14 protein-coding genes are annotated in these 18995 nt (G+C 53.7%); 5 read left to right on the top strand and 9 right to left on the bottom strand.

Going from position 1 to position 18995, the window contains the following annotated elements:
• Positions 1 to 72: 72 nt before the first annotated feature.
• A complete protein-coding gene (gene pth / locus C5Y83_RS03305) occupies positions 73 to 633 on the bottom strand; it encodes an aminoacyl-tRNA hydrolase (protein WP_105328220.1) in 561 nt (186 codons plus the stop codon).
• 41 nt (positions 634 to 674) lie between these two features.
• The gene (locus tag C5Y83_RS03300; RefSeq protein ID WP_105328219.1) at positions 675 to 956 is read right to left on the bottom strand and encodes a hypothetical protein; all 282 of its coding nucleotides are present in this window, start codon (positions 954 to 956) and stop codon (positions 675 to 677) included.
• Positions 957 to 1445: 489 nt separating this feature from the next.
• On the opposite strand from C5Y83_RS03300, the gene C5Y83_RS03295 reads away from it, so the two are divergent.
• Positions 1446 to 1787 carry a co-chaperone GroES gene (locus C5Y83_RS03295; protein WP_105328218.1) on the top strand — a complete coding sequence of 114 codons (342 nt, stop codon included), beginning with the start codon at positions 1446 to 1448 and terminating at the stop codon, positions 1785 to 1787.
• Here the strand turns inward: C5Y83_RS03295 and C5Y83_RS03290 are convergent.
• A complete protein-coding gene (locus C5Y83_RS03290) occupies positions 1784 to 2731 on the bottom strand; it encodes a ribose-phosphate diphosphokinase (RefSeq protein WP_409994582.1) in 948 nt (315 codons plus the stop codon). The two genes, C5Y83_RS03295 and C5Y83_RS03290, sit on opposite strands and share 4 nt — an antisense overlap.
• A 95-nt stretch (positions 2732 to 2826) precedes the next feature.
• Positions 2827 to 3579: a sugar phosphate nucleotidyltransferase gene (locus tag C5Y83_RS03285; protein ID WP_105328216.1), complete on the bottom strand. Its 753-nt coding sequence runs from the start codon at positions 3577 to 3579 to the stop codon at positions 2827 to 2829.
• A gap of 393 nt (positions 3580 to 3972) precedes the next feature.
• Here C5Y83_RS03285 and C5Y83_RS03280 point away from each other — a divergent pair, with 393 nt between their 5' ends.
• Positions 3973 to 5511, top strand: coding sequence for a protein kinase domain-containing protein (locus C5Y83_RS03280; protein WP_105328215.1), 1539 nt, complete (start codon positions 3973 to 3975; stop codon positions 5509 to 5511).
• Positions 5512 to 5543: 32 nt separating this feature from the next.
• On the opposite strand, the gene C5Y83_RS03275 is transcribed toward C5Y83_RS03280, so the two are convergent.
• A complete protein-coding gene (locus C5Y83_RS03275; RefSeq protein ID WP_105328214.1) occupies positions 5544 to 6407 on the bottom strand; it encodes a uracil-DNA glycosylase family protein in 864 nt (287 codons plus the stop codon).
• 186 nt (positions 6408 to 6593) lie between these two features.
• Here C5Y83_RS03275 and der point away from each other — a divergent pair, with 186 nt between their 5' ends.
• From der to mtnA, 3 genes are all read left to right on the top strand, one after another.
• Positions 6594 to 8051: a ribosome biogenesis GTPase Der gene (gene der, locus C5Y83_RS03270; protein WP_105328213.1), complete on the top strand. Its 1458-nt coding sequence runs from the start codon at positions 6594 to 6596 to the stop codon at positions 8049 to 8051.
• Positions 8052 to 8123: 72 nt separating this feature from the next.
• Positions 8124 to 9230 (top strand): alanine dehydrogenase, encoded by a 1107-nt coding sequence (gene ald / locus C5Y83_RS03265; RefSeq protein WP_105328212.1) that lies wholly within the window; start codon positions 8124 to 8126, stop codon positions 9228 to 9230.
• Positions 9231 to 9234: 4 nt separating this feature from the next.
• Positions 9235 to 10317, top strand: coding sequence for an S-methyl-5-thioribose-1-phosphate isomerase (mtnA, locus tag C5Y83_RS03260; protein ID WP_105328211.1), 1083 nt, complete (start codon positions 9235 to 9237; stop codon positions 10315 to 10317).
• Positions 10318 to 10374: 57 nt separating this feature from the next.
• Here mtnA and glnA read toward each other — a convergent pair whose 3' ends face one another.
• The 4 genes from glnA to C5Y83_RS03240 form a co-directional block, all read right to left on the bottom strand.
• Positions 10375 to 11787: a type I glutamate--ammonia ligase gene (glnA, locus tag C5Y83_RS03255; RefSeq protein WP_105328210.1), complete on the bottom strand. Its 1413-nt coding sequence runs from the start codon at positions 11785 to 11787 to the stop codon at positions 10375 to 10377.
• Positions 11788 to 11979: 192 nt separating this feature from the next.
• Positions 11980 to 14601, bottom strand: a complete 2622-nt coding sequence (locus C5Y83_RS03250; protein ID WP_105328209.1) for an MMPL family transporter — start codon at positions 14599 to 14601, stop codon at positions 11980 to 11982.
• Between the two features lie 153 nt (positions 14602 to 14754).
• Entirely contained in the window at positions 14755 to 16437 is a 1683-nt protein-coding gene (locus C5Y83_RS03245) for a S41 family peptidase (RefSeq protein ID WP_105328208.1), read from the bottom strand.
• A gap of 616 nt (positions 16438 to 17053) precedes the next feature.
• The gene (locus tag C5Y83_RS03240) at positions 17054 to 18934 is read right to left on the bottom strand and encodes a GntP family permease (RefSeq protein WP_233207068.1); all 1881 of its coding nucleotides are present in this window, start codon (positions 18932 to 18934) and stop codon (positions 17054 to 17056) included.
• Positions 18935 to 18995: the final 61 nt, after the last annotated feature.

Raw genomic sequence — 18995 nt, 5'->3', positions numbered from 1 at the left:
GGGTCGGTCGCTGCTTGCTGGGCAGTGCGATCGGCCAACTTGGTAATTGAACGTTGTGCGCGACACGAGTGCCTACGCGTTGTATTGGTTCATTGCGTACGTCAGCCCCTGGGAAGCCCAGTCCTCGACTACCGAAGCAGCCTGCTCAACGCACAAATCCATCTCGGGCTTTTCCGCCTTGGCAAAGTTGCTCAAGACATAGCCAGCCACGTCGGCCCCTTCTCGTGGTGCTCCGATACCGATACGGAGTCGAGGCACCTCATTCGAGCCGAGCTTTTGAATCACATCGGCTAATCCGTTTTGACCACCTGCTGAGCCCTTCCCTTTCAGCCGTAGTTTGGCCAATGGAAGGTTAAAGTCATCGCAAACAATCAAAACATCCTCCAGCGTTAACTTGTAAAAGTCGAACGCCGGACGAACACTGTTCCCACTTTTGTTCATATAGGTGAGCGGGCTAAGCAACATCAGCTTCTCACCGCGAACACCAATCTCGGTCAGTTGACCGTTAAACTTCGATTTCGGAACGGGCGCCGCGTGTCGCTTGGCCAACGCTTGAAGTACCTCGAAACCGACGTTATGCCGCGTTCCCTCGTACTTTTTTCCTGGATTTCCGAGCCCGACAACGAGTTTCATCACATCCAGTCATTCAGCACGATCCGCGGCGACTTAACGACCTAGTTACCTGGTCGATAGAAGTCGACGTGGAGAACTTCTGTCCCGAAAGTATCCCATTGGACCTCTCGCATGACAACGCTCTCGGACACGTCACCTTCCAAAGTAATATTCTTGGCACCGTGACGGACGACGGCACTGAACTGCTCAGCACACAAAGCCAAGTTGATCACGTCCTTGCCGTCTCCATAAAGCACTGCCGGAATCTTACCTTCCAGGCGCAGCTTTCGATTGGCAATCTTACCGGTCTTTTCTCGCTTCGTGGCTTTGAGTGTTTCGGCCATGAAAACTATTCCGCAGTCAGGTGGTGAAATCTAAAGGCGACCGGGCAAGGTTGCTTATCACGCAAATTTTGCGTCGGGTCGAATCGTATTTATTTCAAAAGTCGGGACTCGCGTGGAGTCACTATTCCCTAAGGACCAACTTCGCAATTTGGGAAACTGGTTATTTTGCCAAACAATCTCGCGTTGACAAGTCCAAACCGAGCCTCCTAGCGGAATTCGTGTCAAGAGAAATCATGATCTGACGAGTGTGGGGCTTTAGGGAATCCAGGCGTTTGCTGCTGACACACCCGCCCTCGCCCTTTCTATGGCAGCGTAAGCTGCACAGGGTTCAATGCTTAGGGAACAGCTACAACCGATTCTCTTGTCCCGCAAGATTGGCATTCCGAGCGTACGGACAGGTCTCGGCAGGGGATTGCGATTCCGATATCTTTAAGAACAATTGGACGAGAGATATCCAGAACGCTTTGCGAACCCTGTAAATGGACCCCCATGGCGAAATCAGCCCGCAGTAAGACGATTGAGTATGTTGAACCGATTGGAGCACGCGTGCTTGTCCGCAAGGACGAACCAAAGCGAACCACCAAGGGAGGGATCGCGTTACCCGATCAGGCGGAAATCCCGACGATCACCGGTCGCATCGTAGCGATATCGACGCAGATCGAGAACGATGACGATTTCCCATTGCGACAGTACGACAAGATCTTATTCCACCCAAAAGAGGCAATTCCTGTCGATTTCGAGACAGATAACCAACTCTTCGTTATTCCTGTGGAAGACGTGGTTGCGGTTTTCCGCCGTGATAAAGCCCCTCCACCACCGAAGGAAGATTAGCCAACGTGCTCTCGAAAGAGGGCGCTAATGGATTCATCGTTGTGAATCCGTTTGATCGCCTCACCCAAGAGCGGGGCAACCGACAGGACCCGCATATTCTTCAGCAGGTCCTGGGACTTCTGAGGAATGGTGTCGGTCAGAATGATTTCCTTAATTGGAGCCGCCTGAAGTCGAGCAACCGCAGGTCCACACAAGACACCATGGGTGGCCGCCAAGTAAATCTCTTTCGCGCCCGCTTTGTGAACGACCTTCGCCGCACCGCAAATTGAACCAGCGGTGCTGATCATGTCGTCGAATATCACCGCTACCTTGCCGTCGACAGGGCCACCGATAATGTTCTTGGTGGTCGTCTCATGGGCACTCGTACGTCGCTTGTCCACAATCGCTAACTCACCGTTCAAGCGGCGATGATGCGTGACCGCTCGCTTAATGCTTCCAGCATCAGGGCTGACAACACATAGGTTCTCCGTCGGCACGCCCAAGCTCAAAAAGTAATGATTGAGCACTGGCGAGGCGTTCAAGTGATCGACCGGAACATTAAAGAACCCCTGAATCTGAGCGGCATGCAGATCCATCGTCAGCACGCGGTCTGCCCCGGCGCTGGTAATCAGATCAGCGACCAACTTGGCCGTGATGGGAACACGACCTTCGTCTTTGCGGTCTTGGCGAGCATAGCCATAGTAAGGAATAACGGCCGTAATTCGCTCGGCACTGGCCCGTCGACAACTGTCGATCATGACCAACAATTCAATCAAATTGTTATTCACCGGCGGACAAGTTGGCTGCACCAGAAAGACATCACGCCCGCGGACATCTTCTTCGATCTTGCACTGAATTTCGCCGTCGGGGAATTCGCCCAGCGAGACGCGCCCGAGTTTCAGATGCAGAAAATTGCAAACGTCTTCGGCAAGTTTGGGATTAGCGCGACCGCTGAAGATTTTAATCTCACGCATGACGTAAACTGGGCAACCGACTTGAAGTTATCGAAAAAGACGCCGCGAACCAAGAAAGAGGCGGTAAACCCCTTCGTCCAATTTCATCAATTCTTATTGTAACCAATTTCGGTCATCACACGCTCTACCTCAGCCAATTGCTCGCGAGAATTGATGCTATGAGCTTCGCAAGCTTTGAGAACTGGCAATGCGTCGACCTTATATCCCATACCTTTGAGAATCTGCGGACAATCCGTCAGGTAATACTCGCCCTGAGCGTTATCGTTCGTGAGCCGCGACAGGGCGTCCACCAATCGTGGGGCATCGAAAACGTAGGTGCTCATGTTCACTTCCGTAATCTCGCGTTGTTCGGGCGTGGCATCCTTTTGCTCAACGATTCCCTCGAAGGTACCGTCCGCATCACGCACAATTCGGCCCAAGCCAGTGGGGTCGTCACGCTTCAGGGTTCCCAGAAGGCAAGCATGTCCCTCCGACTCAAAGGCTTCGAACAACTCGGTCAGGGACGAAGATTGCACCAGTGGCGAGTCACCGGCGAGGACAACCACCGATCCATCGATTGAATTTAGTTCATTCAGGCACATCTGAACGGCATGCCCCGTGCCAAGCTGTTCGGTCTGCTCGACAAAAACAAGATCTTCCGCGCCACTTAGTGCGGACTTCACGTCATCCGAGCGATAGCCGACCACGCAGATGATCTTCTCGACACCCACCTCACGTAGGGCATCCAGGACGTACTCGATCATTGGTCGACCTAGTACCGGAAAAAGCACCTTGGGCATCTCCGATTGCATTCGGGTCCCTTTGCCTGCCGCCAGGACCACCGCAATACGTTTTCCCATTCTGACTATCCCTCTCTGCGCTCGCCAGAGCGAAGCGTTGTTTCGATTGTCGTAGCTAGGAACTTGATGTTGGGGCGTATCTTGGCATCTTTTACCAACGATTTCCAGGGGCTTTCCCGAATCCCCTTATGACCCAAGCGATTCACAAACCAATTCTGGAACACGACTTACGACTAATTACACCAAGTTTAACGACTACAGAGATCAAACGGATTGAAGATGATCTCCACCTCGCATGCCAAGGGTGTTTTTCCGATTTCTCAATTTGCTTTGGCCCTAGAAGTCGAATACCATGACTTACGGAACAGGCCCATCTTATCCCCACGATCTTACCTAGACTGAAGAGGTGCGCTGATCGCTGCTGGACGGTCACGCACGGATAGAACTTGATTTATGGCTGATCTTACCGCCGACGAATTTGCGCAGCGCGTTATCGACTTCAAACTCCTTGAACACTATCAGGTCGATCAAATCTGGAGTGAGTTAGGATCTCGTGAAGTTTCCCTGGGCGAATTTCAGAACATCCTCTTGCGTAAAGAATTGCTGACCAATTACCAGGTCGAGCGAATTGTTAAAGGATTGCGCACTGGGTACTTTTATGGGGACTACAAAGCCCTCTACATGATCGGAACCGGAACGTTCGCTCGTGTGTTCCGAACCGTCCATAAGGACACCGGCAAGGTGGTTGCCGCCAAGGTTCTGCGGCGTCGCTTCAGCGAAGATCCCAAGCGTGCTCTTCAGTTCATGACGGAAGGAGAGCTCGGCAAAGGCCTGCGACATCCCAATATCTGCCCGATCTATGAAGTTCACTCCGAAACCTCGATGTACCAACAGGGCACCAATTACTTCCTTATTATTGAGTTCATCGAAGGCCAAAACCTGCGTGATCTGCTGCGAATCCGAGGCAAATTCAGCCCGAAAGAAGCAACGCAGCTGATGATCGACATCACGTCCGGGCTGGCCTACGCCGCTGAGCGCGGGCTTACTCACCGTGACTTAAAGACGTCGAACGTGCTCATCTCGGCCCGAGGCCGCGCGAAATTGGTCGACTTTGGTTTGGCCGCCTTCGCGGAACAGGTCAGCGAAGATGGGCAGGCGTCCAACCCGCGAACCGTTGACTATGCCGGTTTGGAAATTGCGACCAACGCTCCCCGAGACGATAGCCGTAGCGATATCTTCTTCGCGGGTTCGATCTTCTATCACATGCTTTCCGGCGTACTGCCTCTAAACGAAACGCGTGATCGATCGGAACGTCTCTCCGCGGGGCGTTACCTAAACGTGAAATCGATCGCCCAGGTCGCGCCTGACCTTCCTCGCTCGGTTGCCAGTGTGGTCGCCAAAGCGATGGAAACCAACCCCGATCGACGTTACCAATCGCCAGGCCAGATGCTAATGGACCTCAAAATGGCGGCTAAACGATTGGAAATGGGGGACGAATCGGCTGCCGGTGAAATCCGCGGTAAGATCGAGGCTCAAAACGAAGCGCGTATTGCGAAGCAGTTCGAGGGTTACAACAAGACGATCATGATCGTCGAATCGAACATGGACATGCAGAACGTGCTGCGTGACCGCTTGAAGAAATACGGCTACCGAGTGCTTGTGATCAGTGATCCGCAGCGGGCATTGCTCCGCTACGCTGAAGATGCCTCTCCCGCAGATATTGTCGTCTTCAGTGCGATCGACATGGGAGAGCCAGCAGTTGAGGCGTTCAATCAATTTGGTTCTGACGCCGAAACCAAGGACAAGCCAGCTGTGCTCATTATCAAGGAACGTCAAAAGGCGATCCGCGAAGCAGCCGAGCTAGGCGAGAACCGGGCAATCATGACCATGCCAGTCAAAGTCCGCGAACTTCGTAAGTTGATCCACGAACTACTGAAGGATCCGCTGAGCGAAGAAGACGAAGATGCGGAAGCAGAAGCTGAGACCGCTTAACAGTCCGCGGTCTCGTTCAGTAGCCAAGCAAACTATTGTTTCTTAGGCTTGGGAATCGGCACGCCCATATCGCTGAGCATCATCTTCATATCGTCCCAAACATCCTTCTTGGCGGAAGGATTACGCAGTAGATAGGCCGGGTGATAGGTAACAACCACCTTGCTACCGCGGTAGGGATGAAACTTCCCGCGTAACTTGCCAATCGGTTCAACCGTTTCCAGTAAGTTGTTGATGGCAAATCGCCCGAGGCAGACGATGTACTCTGGCTGGATAATCTCTAACTGTCGCTCGAAATAGGGTCGACAGTTTTCATTTTCCTCGGTGGTCGGATTTCGATTTCCTGGCGGCCGACATTTGAGCGTGTTGAGGATGTAGACGTCGCCTCGTTGAAAACCGCACGCTTCGATGATTTGGGTAAGCAGTTTTCCTGCCCGGCCCACGAACGGTTCCCCCTGCTTATCCTCGTCTGCTCCAGGAGCTTCCCCGAAAAAGGCGATCCGTGCAGTTGCTTTTCCGACACCAAACACAGTTTGGATGCGAGTTCGGGCCAATTCCGCACAAAGTGTGCAGCCCGCGACTGCCTCGCGTAATTGATCGAGCCGCTCCTGCCGCTGATCCTGTGTTAGCTTGGCCAGTTCAGCAGGCCAAGGCTCGCTGGCAGAGCTCGGTTTTCGGGAAACTTCGATCGGCTTGGCAGCCGTGGCAGCAGGTTGCTTCTTCGCTTTGGGCATTTCGCTCGGTCCTTGCGAGACGGTCGTTTCCGGCTGGGTGGGGTGCGGCGGAGAGTCCACCTGGGGTAGAGAGAATCCCTCCTGCTTATGTAGATATTGGACGCCGGACGCCTGCCAGCCTTCGGCTTGTTGCAGTAAGATGCGGCGGATACGGCTGACGTCCATGTCGGATCACTAAGCGGAGACGAGGAATTCTCGTGCGTTTGGGATGATCTTTCGAGTAAGGAGTTTGACTTTTCCCTTACTCTGGCGAGACCTAGCACGTAAAATGAAGTTGAACCATATTAGGGTAAGTAATTCCAGCTTTCCTGTCATCCATACACGCTCCCCACTGAGACTGAATTCTGCCCTATGGCGGTACCGCAAGTAGTTATTATTGGTCGTCCCAACGTCGGTAAATCCAGCATCTTCAATTGGCTGGCCGGTCGGCGTCTGGCCATCGTCGATGACGTCGCAGGCGTCACTCGCGATCGCATGGTCCATCTGCAAAAGTGGAACGATCGTTTCTTCGAGATCGTCGACACCGGTGGGATCGGCGTGAACGACGTCGACAACCTGACCGACGAAATTGAACGCCAGATTCAAATCGCCATCGATTCGGCCGACATCATTCTGTTCGTCGTGGATGTTCGCAGTGGGATGCTTCCCTTGGATCAAGCGGTCGCCCAGCGTCTGCGAAAGATCGACAAACCGGTCGTGCTGGTCGCCAACAAGGCAGACTCGCCCCACATGGATGTTGAAGCGGATCAATTCTATCGCCTCGGTCGTGGCAAGCTGGTCTCGGTCAGCACGCTGCAAAACCGAAACAAGAGTGACTTGCTCGATATCATCGTTGACCGCCTCCCTGATCCCGATGCGAACAGCAACGAAGAGACCGCGACAGAAATGAAGGTCGCGATCGTCGGCCGCCGTAACGTGGGCAAGAGCACGTTCGTGAACTCGCTCGCTCAATCGGAACGAATGATCGTCAGCGAAGTGGCAGGCACCACGCGTGATAGTGTCGACGTCCGTTTTGAGATGGACGGCAAGTCATTCGTTGCGATCGACACGCCCGGCCTTCGGCGCCGCGTGAGCGTGAAGACCGATATCGACTATTACAGTACGCACCGCGCCGAACGAAGTATCCGTCACGCTGACGTGGTTTTGATGTTCTTCGACGCCTCGCAGCAGATCAGCAAGGTCGACAAACAGCTTGTCCGCTACATCAGCGACGAGTTCAAGCCGTGCATCTTCGTAGTCAACAAGTGGGACCTATACCACACCCAAATGCCTACCGACCGCTGGGCGACCTACTTGCACGAAACCTTCCCAATGATGTCGCACGTTCCCATTGCGTTCATCACCGGGAAGACTGGTAAGAATGTCAAAACGCTGCTGAACCACACCCAAATGCTGTATAAGCAGTCCCTCTCACGGATTAGTACGGGCGAGTTGAACCGTATCTTGAAAGAGATCGTTGCCCATCATCCGCCTCCGTTGCACAAGAATCGCAAGCCGAAGATTTACTACGCGACCCAAGTCGGCGAACAACCACCGACGTTTGTGTTGATGGTGAACATGCCCAAAGCGTTTTCGCCCAGCTACCAACGTTACCTGATTTCTTCGTTCCGAGACGCGGTCCCCTTCCCTGAAGTTCCGATCAAGCTCTACCTCAAGAAACGCGAATCAAGCGACAATAAGGACGAGTTCGGCAAGATTGGAAAACCGGAGTTTGAGGAAGAAATAGAAAACGATTTCGAAGAAGAAACAGCTAACATGGACGAGGCTGTGGAAGACCAAGAATTCGACGATATCAACGAGGAAGCCTGATAGTAATTTTCGGCTTCCTCCTTCACAATGACTGATTCTCTTGCTTGAAATATCCTTAGGAGAGTCAGCTCAATGATCGTCGGTATCCCGAAAGAAGTGAAGCGCGATGAATACCGCGTCGCCATCTTGCCCGTCGGTGCGGAAGAGTTCGTCCGTGCTGGTCATCAAGTGATTATCGAGAAGGATTCGGGAATCGGTTCAGGGCTGACTAACGAGCAGTACGTCGAAGCAGGAGCGACACTCGTCGACTCGGCTGAGGAAGTATTCGCTCAGGCCGATATGATCCTGAAGGTCAAAGAGCCGCAGCCGGAAGAGTACGCGTTGATTCGCAAGGGACAAATCGTCTTCACGTACTTCCACTTTGCGGCCAGCGTACAGTTGACACAAGGAATGATCGACTCTGGCGCGATATGCTTGGCTTACGAGACGCTGCGTGACCAACGCGGCACCCTGCCCTTGCTGACTCCAATGAGCGAAGTCGCAGGGCGTATGAGCATCCAGGAAGGTGCCAAATACCTTGAAAAGCCACAGATGGGACAAGGCATCTTACTTGGTGGTGTCCCTGGGGTTGCTCCGGCCCACATCACGATCCTGGGTGGCGGTATCGTCGGTGCTAATGCCGCGAAGATTGCCGCCGGTTTCAATGCGGACGTGAACATCCTTGATATCAGCATGGATCGCCTTCGTTATCTCGACGATGTCATGCCACCCAACGTCAATGTACTGTTCAGCGATCGCCACGTGATTCGTCACCAACTTCAACTGGCCGACTTGGTTGTCGGGGCTGTGCTGATTCCTGGTGCCAAAGCACCGATGCTCGTTTCTCGTGAAGACTTGAAGTTGATGAAACCGGGTAGCGTCATCATTGACGTCGCCGTGGACCAAGGTGGCTGCATCGAAACTTCGCACCCAACGACACATAGCGATCCTACCTATTTGATCGACGACGTGCTGCATTACTGCGTGGCCAACATGCCGGGTGCGGTGGGGCGAACAAGCACGTTTGCCCTGTGTAATGTCACGCTGCCATGGGCACTGCGAGTTGCCAAGAACGGTATCGATGCCTCCTTGGCCAGTTCGCCAGAATTGCAGACGGCCTTGAACATCCACACCGGGCGTGTTACCAACAAGCCGGTTGCTGATACCTTCGACCTTCCCTACGAACCTCTCTCGATTTGAACTTATGACGATTGCCGATAGCCAACCACAAGCGGCCCCAGATCCAATTCGCTACGAAGGGGAAACGGATGGGCATCTCGTTTTGATCGACCAGACCCGTTTGCCAGTCGAGCTCGTTTACCTCGACTGCAAAGATGTCGAAACGGTCTGGGAAGCCATCAAGATGCTGCGCGTCCGCGGGGCACCAGCAATCGGCATCGCGGCGGCGTACGGCGTGATCGTCGGCTTGCAAACGGCTACCGACAAATCGGCAGAAGAATTTGAGGCACGCTTCCACGAGGTGGTTGAATACCTCGCTGGAAGTCGTCCCACGGCAGTCAATTTGTTTTGGGCACTCGATCGCTTGAAGGCCAAGTATGTAGCCGAGAAGGAAGCAGGGAAGTCCCCGGCTGAAATCCACGAAGCTTTACTGGCGGAAGCTCGTTATATCCATGACGACGACCGAAAAGTTTGCCGCGCCATTGGGAAGCATGGCGCCGAACTGATTCAGCCTGGCTTCGGCATCCTAACGCACTGCAACGCAGGCGGGCTCGCGACGGCCGACTACGGCACCGCGTTGGCCGTGATGTTTACCTGCCATGATCAAGGCAAAGACATCCATGTCTTTGTCGACGAGACGCGTCCACTCTTACAGGGATCCCGATTGACCGCCTGGGAATTGCTACAACGCGATATTCCGGCAACGCTGATCTGCGATAACATGGCCGCCCAGGTCATGAAAGAAGGCCGCATCAGCGCCGTCATCACCGGTGCTGATCGAATCGCCGCCAATGGAGATTCGGCCAATAAGATCGGAACCTATGGCGTGGCTGTACTGGCAAAAGCTCACGGAATTCCGTTTTACATCGCGGCTCCGATCAGCACGTTCGATCTCTCTTTGCCAACGGGTGAAGGGATTCCCATCGAACAACGCGACCCGGTCGAAATCATCAACGGAATGGGCAAGCAGACCGCCCCTGACAAGGTTCAGGTCTATAACCCAGCTTTCGACGTTACGCCTGCCGAATTGATCGCAGGTATTATCACCGAGAAAGGGGTGATCTCGCCCGTAACCCCTGAGAACGTCGCTCAAGTCGTTGCTGGCTAGATAAGCTCGCGTTCCCTCTTTCTCACCTCTGAAGAGGGAACGTGCCACCAGCGTTTCTTAGATGTCGTAGTACAAGCAGAACTCGTAAGGATGCGGTCGCAAGCGAATCGCGTCCGCTTCATTCTTTCGCTTGTACTCAATCCATGTCTCGACGACATCCTTGGTGAAGACATCGCCCCGCAGCAGGAACTCGTGATCTGCGGCCAAGCAGTCAAGTGCTTCGTCCAGCGAGCCTGGTGTCTTGGGCACAGCCGCAGCTTCTTCGGCAGGGAGATCGTAGATGTCTTTGTCGAGCGGTTGGCCTGGGTCGATTTTGTTTTGAATCCCGTCGATTGCCGCCATCGTAATCGCCGCGAACGCCAAGTAAGGATTACAGGTCGGATCAGGACAACGGAATTCGACTCGTTTCGCTTTTGGGCTCGGGCTGTACATCGGAATGCGGCACGATGCCGATCGATTCCGTTGCGAGTAGGCCAAATTGACCGGGGCTTCGTAGCCAGGAACCAAACGTTTGTAGCTATTCGTGGTTGGGTTCGTGAATGCCAGGACCGAAGGAGCATGCTTCAGTAAACCGCCAATCGCATAGAGCGCGGTTTCACTTAGCCCTGCATAGCCACTGCCTGCGAACAGTGGTTCGTTTTCTTTCCAAAATGAGAAGTGCGTGTGCATGCCGGACCCGTTATCGCCAAACACTGGCTTGGGCATGAACGTCGCCGTGCGGTTGTTACGTTTCGCGACGTTCTTCACGACGTACTTGTAGATCAACAAGTCATCGGCCATCTTGACCATCTCGTTGAATCGCAAGTCTATCTCGCACTGACCAGCCGTCGATACTTCGTGATGCTGTGCCTCGACATTCAAGCCACACTCGATCATGGTCTGCATCATTTCGTTCCGCAGATCCATCAACGAATCGGCAGGCGGAACCGGGAAGTACCCTTCTTTGTGACGCAGCTTGTAGCCAAGATTGGGGCCTTCGTCCCGCCCTCGATTCCACTCCCCTTCCACGCTATCGATGTGATAGAAACCGTGTTGGGCTCGTTGATCGAAACGAACGTCATCGAACACAAAGAACTCTGCCTCAGGTCCGATGAAGCAGGTATCTGCGATACCCGTGCTCTTTAGATAGTTAGCCGCCTTGCGACAAACATTCCTCGGATCGCGTGAGTAATCTTCCCGCGTGATCGGATCTTGAATGTTGCAAATCAGAACGAGGGTTGGCAGTTGTGTGAAAGGATCGACGAACGCCGTATCTGGCTGAGGCACCACCAGCATGTCGCTTTCGTTGATCGACTGCCAGCCACGAATACTCGAACCATCGAAACCGAGTCCATCTTCAAACGTATCTTCGCTGAGGTGACTGACCGGAATTGTGAAATGCTGCCAAAGGCCGGGAAAATCCATAAACCGAAAATCGACCGCTTTCACGTCGTTTTCGCGGCAGAGGGCTAAGACTTCTTTGGGCGTCATGCTGGGGGCTCCCTTTTTAAACTTTCATCTGGCAGAACACGCGTTTTCGGGGCAAGAAACGGTAGAACCGAGCACCGCTTGACGACCACACCTTATGAGAGATCTCGCAGTAATCCGATTCCTGGGCGAATTCACAATATGGCGCCTACGCGGCCTTGCTTCAATCATCCTTGGCGAAATTATCGTGGCACATTAGGCATCAATCGTGTCATCTTCGGGCGATTGCGCATATCGATTCATGAGTGCCAGGAAACACGGAAGCATGATCGTTCGTACGACGAAGGTGTCTAAGAGCACGCCAACCGTCAATGCAAACCCAATTTCGATCACGCCAAGCAGTGTTCCCATACACATCGATGCGAACGTACCTGCCATCACTAACCCGCAACTGGTGATGATGCCACCGGTTGTCGTAATACCTCGCATCAAACCTTGAATCGGGCCAAGGCGTTTCTGTTCTTCGAAAACCCGAGTCGCAAGGTAAACGTTGTAGTCTTGTCCAATTGCCGCCAGGATCACGAACAAGAACAACGGCACCTTCCAATCCAAGGCCTGATAGCTGTCGGCGTAAACCGTCCGGAAAAACATCTCCGTGATTCCCAGGGTGACGTAATAACTAAATAGCACCGAGAGAATCATGTACGCACAGACAAACGGCCGTCGCAGGATCACCAATAGCACAAAGAAGACAGCCACGATCACACCAAACTCAATCCGCTTTTGATCGCTTTGCGTCACAGTCCGCAAGTCACGAATTGAAGGAGTTGTCCCCTGGATAAAGATCTTCGTTTCATTCCAGGGAGGAGGCAACGTATCGATCTTCGCGTGCAGATCGTGTTCGATCTTACCCAACAACTCGATCGCACCGTTGGAGAATGGATTTCGATCAACAATTACCCGCAACAGCGCGATCTCACCACGCAGCTTAGGCTCTTGCGCCAAAAAGAACTCTTTCGTACGGCGATGATTCCTCAGCAGCATCACCTGTCGACCGCGACCTGAAAAAGAAAAGCCTGCCGGTTTATCCCCAAGTGGCTGTTCGCTAGTAAAGACCTGCTCCACATCATCGCTCGTAGCAAACAGCGTGTTGGAGAGATCCAAAATGATCGACCGCCCTTCCCTTTCACCGAACTGACCACTTTGGTTCACGGCCAGAATGGTCAGTGGTCCGCTTTCTCCAAGCGGGAAATGTTCGCGCAATCGCAAAGCCGTTTGTTTGGCCATCCGGTCGTTGTCGAGATCGCCAAAGAGATCGTACGAGACTTCGACCGCCTCGCCGGTTCGTATTCGATTCCACATGCTGGGAAAGCCAACCATTCCGAGCAGTAACACTACGACGGTCAGCGTCATCCCTGGCCAGCGGCAAATCCAGCTGGATATCTGTTCCCACCAGGCGGTCGAAACGGGTCGACTCTTCTCAACAAATTGCTTCGAGTCTCCCCACGGCCAAAAAAGAAGTGGCCCGAGGAAACGCATAATCGCTGGAGCTAACGTCAAACAAGTAAATAGCGTGACTAACAAGCAAAGCCCAATCGCGGGTCCGCTGTTTCGATATTTTTCAAAGTCGGCGAAGAACATCATGCCTAGCCCAACGACCGTCGTCATCGCGCTGGCCGTCAGCGCTTCGCCCACGCCAGCCAAGGCCTGGGCAATCGCCCATTGATGATCGCGACAGCGTGCAAGCTCTTCTCGGTATCGCCCAATCAGAAACAAGCAAAAATCAGTCCCGGCCCCAAACAAGATCACCACGATAAAGATGCGGGACGTCTTGAAGACTTTGAAATCGACCCACTCCAGGCCTGGCAGATAATGCACCTGCGTCAGCAAGGCGACCAACCAGGACGAAATGATAAAGGAAACGGCGATCGACAAGAGCGGCACCGTCAGCATCATGGGCGTGCGGTAAATAACCAACAGAATCAGCACGACTAACAGAATGGTGTAGAGCTCGGTATTGGCAATACTTTCCTTCGCCGCCAAGAGCATCTCGCCACCAATCGCGGCATTTCCTGTTACGCCTATCTCGAGATGGGACAGCCCTTCCTCGTCGGCCTTCTTACGCCAAGCTTCAACGTACTGAGTTGCCTCTTGGAGCACACGAATGTTGTCGGTCGCCATAAACTCGTTTCGCGACTCGACCACGACCAACACGGCATGCCCATCAGGGCTGGCCAGCATATCGCCACGAACCATCGTATGGCGAGTTAGCACATCGAATTGATTCCAATCGAATGGTTCGGACGGAACCAGTTCCAAGGTTTCCTTGGTAAGTTCCGGTCGTAGCGCAATCGCTAGTTGGCGATATTGTTCTTTCTCATCAGATTTGCCAAGTTGCCCGCATACGAACGCCATGTTCCACAGAGGATGCCAGTTCCGGGGATCGAGCAACGCCGATTCTTCCCAAGCTTCCATCGCGTACTGAATGGGACCGGCGTCTTCGCCTTCTTCATTGGTCGGATCAACTTCCGCAGTCCCCTGCTCCGCCGAGCGATAAAGAAAGATTCCCTGAGTGTTTTGCAGCGGCGACGCCATGCGATCCGCAAATCGCAGATCCTCTTCCGTCAACGTCGAGTCCTCGCGAGAGACCGCAAAGACGATTTGGCTTTTGGCTTGCCGCTGTGGGAATGCACGGCGAAAGAGGTCATCCGCTTCGACGCTTGGCATATTCTTGGGTAAGAAGGCCAAATCACCGTCGAGCGTAACGTCGTTCCAATGGGGCGGCAATGCGATTGCCAAAGCAGCGAATATCACCCAGAAGGCGATAATCGCCAGCGGATACTGGACGACAAACTTTCCCAGCTTTTGGAAAAACAAGATGCGAGGCCTTCGCCACGAGGAAACGGTTTGGGCGATAGATCGCGACTTTGCGCGGTTTATCCAATCCGTTCAATCGTACCGCTTGCCTCAGAGGCCGCCAACCAGAGGGGAGCTGGTTAAGAAGCGTGCCAAGCCCCCCTGCTCGGTTATTTAACGCTGTGCTTGCGTGCGGTTCGTCAGTCCACCTGGGGCACCCAGCAGTTGTCGTGCGGCAACAAGACCAGCATCCATGACCGGATCATGCTGCGGTGCTGTGTCACCGACGTAGTGAGTACCATCCATGGCAGGCTTGGCCGTCACTCGCACGTTCACGTCTGGAATCACGCCGTTGCGGCTGATCGCTCGCCCACTGGGCGAAAAGAATTTGGCTGTCGTCAAGCGGAGCCCTGTTCCGGCGGTTTCGAGCGGGAAGATCCCCTGCACCGAACCTTTACCGTAGCTACGCTGACCCACGACTGTTCCGCGTCCATGATCACGAATTGCACCGGCAAAGATTTCGCTGGCACTGGCCGAGTTCGCATCGATCAGCACGACCAACGGCACTCTCCAGGTGCCTGGCATGTGAGCCGTGTAGTCAAAGTCTTCGCGAGCGTTGCGACCGCGAGTCGAGACGATCGTTCCCTGCTCGACGAACAAGTCGACCATATCAACCGAGGCCCGCAACAGTCCACCTGGGTTGCCACGCAGATCGATCACTAATGCTCGCATGCCATCGCGATGTAGCTTCCACAACGCCTGACTCAAATCCGCGGGGGTGTTTTCCTGGAAGCTGGTAATCTTCAGGTAGCCGACCTTCGATTCCGCATCCATGATGTGGATATTGTCGACGCTAGGGACTTCAACCCGATCGCGTCGCACGTTCAACTCACGAGCCGGTTGGTTCGGCGAAACGACCGTCACGCGAACCATCGAACCGATCTCACCCTTGAGCATGTCGGCAGCTTTGTTGGTGCTGATTACTTCGCAGCGTTGTCCGTCGACTGCGACAATGCGGTCGCCACCACGAATGCCCGCTTGATGAGCTGGGCTACCGGTGATCGAGTTGACGATCAAAAGCGAATTTTCATCTGCTTTCAATTCCACGCCCAAGCCAACGAAGTTACCTTTGATTTGGGAGAAAACTTCGTTCAGCTGATCTTGGGTGAGGAAGCTGGTATATGGATCGAGCGAAGCAGCCGTTCCGCAAGCGAATTCCAAAATCGTGGCCGTGGGAATTACGCCTAGATTTTGCCACATCAGTTCTGCGGCATAGTTCGCCATTTCCACGGCTTGCTGTGGTGAACCAACGTTCTGCCAGTTGACGTTCTCGTTCAACATTTGGCGAACGCGAGTGATTTGATCAGGACTAACGTTCTTAAGATTCTTATTCGCGAAGATCTCTTCTTTCAGTGCGACGTCCAACTGCTTTAGACCTTCACGAGCAACGTCACTCCAACGAGGTGCGTCGACGTAGCTGGTCTGCACCTTTCGCAAGACTTCGTCATAAAGGTGAAGCGCATCTTCCCGGCTCATCGTGTCGACCGAGCGGATGAAGCTTTGGTCGGCATAGCGACGGCCAACATCATAGTGCAGACGAGCCAGGTTCGCTTTACGCTGAACACTGGCGTCGAAACCATTCAAACGCAGGGCGTCTTCGTAGAAGGTTAATGCCTCGCCCCAACGTCCTTGACGCTCGAGCTGCTCGCCGTTGGCCAAAACCTCACGAACCGCAGTTTCGTCAATCCGCGCTTCATCAGGAATCCGAACCTGACCGTAAGAAGTCGCAGGAACGAGTGAGACCAGGGCGAGAAGGAGAGCAATCGCCCACTTATATGGTGTCGTTGTTTTGTGCATAGTCCGTCGCAGCGTCCAGTTTCCATTGCTGCCAGCGGCGACGCGAACTAAACAGGCCCGGGAGAGAAGGGGGCACTGAAAACGTGTCGAAAGTACCGGCAACTGGGGGGAGTAAATCTCGTGAAGGACGGGCCGTTATTTCGACCCAGTCCACTATAGATCACGATTTTGCCCTGGTCAAAAAATCGACGACTGTTTTTGGGGGGATATCTTCCCTAGAAACGCTACAGCCCGAATTCCGAGTTCCGGTGGAACGGGTTAAGCCATATCCCAAGTCTTACGTCGATCGCGCGTCCTGGCGCTGCGGTACTTCCTGAACCGATCCTACATCGGGCTTCCTTTCGCAATGTATTGTATGCGGAAGGTACCGATTTGGTTCGTTTTTAGAACGAAATGCCGCGAAAATGCCCTGAAATGCCAGCACTAGTGGCACTCAGTCGGTGATCTGCGCGATGAACAGTCTATTGATTTTCTACTTCGTTAGCGAGTCATTGAGATTGGGGCGAGGACAAGGCGTGAGTCCGCAGGCATATCCACTAGATATGTCGAGGAATTCACAACGCCGCAATCGCCCCTATCTCAATGATGTAGCCGATCAGAGAAATTCAACAGGCTGCTAAGCCAACGGCATCACAGCCGCCATTAGCAGCGCGACCAGAAAGCTCGTTGTGCCCAACACCAAGAGCAGGGTAGTCCAGGTTTTCAAAGCTTCGACTTCGGTCAATCCGCTCATCTTGGCAAAGATCCAGAAACCACTGTCGTTCATCCAAGACCCGATCAGCGATCCGGCTCCGATACTTGCCGCCAAGTAGACCGGGTGGCAGCCGAGTGTCTCGGGAGAAGCCAGGCTCACGAGCATCCCGCTCGAGGTGATCATCGCCACCGTGCTGGATCCTTGAGCGATCTTCAGCACGGCCGAGATACCAAAACCGAGGAACAGAATTAACAGCTTGGCCGATGAGGCATCTGAGCCAATTGGGAACATGTTTTGAATCGCATCGCCGACGTTCGCCACCGTCAGCATCGCACCGAATGCGCCCCCAGCAGCCGTGATCAAGATAATCAAGCCACCACTCATCAACGACACCTCAACTGACGAAGCAAGTTCTTTCAGCGAGTATTGTCGTTGTACTGCCAACGTCCACATGGCAATTACCGCGGAAATCAGCAGCGCGAAGTTCGCGTCTCCCAGCATCGACGTGATGTTCGCCAAATCACGCTTTCGCGTATCCCAAACATGTCGCTTGAGAACTTCCGGGCCGTACACCGATTCCAAAGTCTCACGATTCATACGTTCCGCTTCGACGGGACTCATCCGAGCAACCGGCTTCCGCGAAAGGCTGAGTGCCGTACTCGACAGCCGCGATCCCAAAAACGCATCGGGGTTCTTAGGAAAGCTTTTGTCAACCAGCAAGTATTGATTAAGTCGATCGAGTGCGACTTCCTTCTGTCCATCGTTCAACGAACCATCTTGCAGAAGTAACGATGCCAACTCCTCTCGTTCCGCATTCGAGCCATCTCCACGAATTGTCGAGATCACATGCTTCCCAAAATTCGTTCCGTCTCCTTCGGCGGCGACACCATCTTTTATGCGCTGTCGGAACGTACTCCAGTCAGCGATATCACCGGGGCGAAGTTGCGCGGCACGTTCGGCATCGGCCATCGTCGTAAGAATGGTGTTTGTTGAGATCAAAATCACTGGCAAAAGGACCGGTGCAAGCGAGACCCACAACGAAGGTAGTTTGTCGTCGGGGATCGCTTCCGGTTCAGGCTCGGCACCAAGGGGTCGCATCGGGAGCGGCATCCAGCGATTCATGAGCGACGAAAACCACAACCCCATACAGGCTGCCGGGAAAGCGATTGCCGCGCCGATCAGAATCATCAATCCTTTGTCGACGTTTAACTGATCTGCCACGACGAGCGGACCTGGGGTTGGTGGAACCAACGTATGCGTGATCGCGCCACCGGTGGCGATGGCCATGACGTACAGAAGGTAATTCTTCTGCGTCTTACGAAACAGCGAACGTCCAAGCGGAACGAGCAAGTAGAATACGGTATCGAAAAAGACCGGTACCGCGAGAACAAACCCGCTGCCCATTAAGGCAAGCGGTGAACGTTTCTCACCGAAAATCGACATGAACGCCCGAACCACACGATCGGCGGCGCCACTATCCAACATGCATTTTCCAATGATCGCCGCCAAAGCGATCACGATACCGACACCTCCAGCCGTTCCACCGAACGAGGAAGCGACACGAGAAAACTTGTCTTGAATCGGGCCGTCCGCCATTAGGCTGACCACCATGGCCGCTGCGATGAGTGCCAGAAACGCATTAGCACGGACGACAATGATCAAACCGAGCACGGTTGCCATGCCGACGAGCAGGCAAAGCAAAGCGTATTGGTCCGCGGTCAGCAGGGAATCACCAAGCAAGCAGATATCAAACGGAATCATTCCCGAGAACTCGAACAGAGGGGGCAGGGGAGGGGGGGTCACTGGAAAAGCATTCTTTTCTTGAAGAAAGATGGGTTGAAGATGCCATAACTCTATGGCAAAT

The sequence above is a fragment of the Blastopirellula marina genome (genome assembly GCF_002967765.1).
Classification (GTDB): Bacteria; Planctomycetota; Planctomycetia; order Pirellulales; family Pirellulaceae; genus Bremerella; species Bremerella marina_A.
This window is presented reverse-complemented; position numbering and strand designations above follow the sequence as displayed.

Excerpts from the sequence above, each read along its gene's own strand:
- pth (WP_105328220.1), bottom strand. The coding sequence starts at position 633 with ATGAAACTCGTTGTCGGGCTCGGAAATCCAGGAAAAAAGTACGAGGGA.
- der (WP_105328213.1), top strand. The coding sequence starts at position 6,594 with ATGGCGGTACCGCAAGTAGTTATTATTGGTCGTCCCAACGTCGGTAAA.
- C5Y83_RS03280 (WP_105328215.1), top strand. The coding sequence starts at position 3,973 with ATGGCTGATCTTACCGCCGACGAATTTGCGCAGCGCGTTATCGACTTC.
- C5Y83_RS03285 (WP_105328216.1), bottom strand. The coding sequence starts at position 3,579 with ATGGGAAAACGTATTGCGGTGGTCCTGGCGGCAGGCAAAGGGACCCGA.
- C5Y83_RS03275 (WP_105328214.1), bottom strand. The coding sequence starts at position 6,407 with ATGGACGTCAGCCGTATCCGCCGCATCTTACTGCAACAAGCCGAAGGC.
- C5Y83_RS03300 (WP_105328219.1), bottom strand. The coding sequence starts at position 956 with ATGGCCGAAACACTCAAAGCCACGAAGCGAGAAAAGACCGGTAAGATT.
- C5Y83_RS03295 (WP_105328218.1), top strand. The coding sequence starts at position 1,446 with ATGGCGAAATCAGCCCGCAGTAAGACGATTGAGTATGTTGAACCGATT.
- ald (WP_105328212.1), top strand. The coding sequence starts at position 8,124 with ATGATCGTCGGTATCCCGAAAGAAGTGAAGCGCGATGAATACCGCGTC.
- mtnA (WP_105328211.1), top strand. The coding sequence starts at position 9,235 with ATGACGATTGCCGATAGCCAACCACAAGCGGCCCCAGATCCAATTCGC.
- glnA (WP_105328210.1), bottom strand. The coding sequence starts at position 11,787 with ATGACGCCCAAAGAAGTCTTAGCCCTCTGCCGCGAAAACGACGTGAAA.
- C5Y83_RS03245 (WP_105328208.1), bottom strand. The coding sequence starts at position 16,437 with ATGCACAAAACAACGACACCATATAAGTGGGCGATTGCTCTCCTTCTC.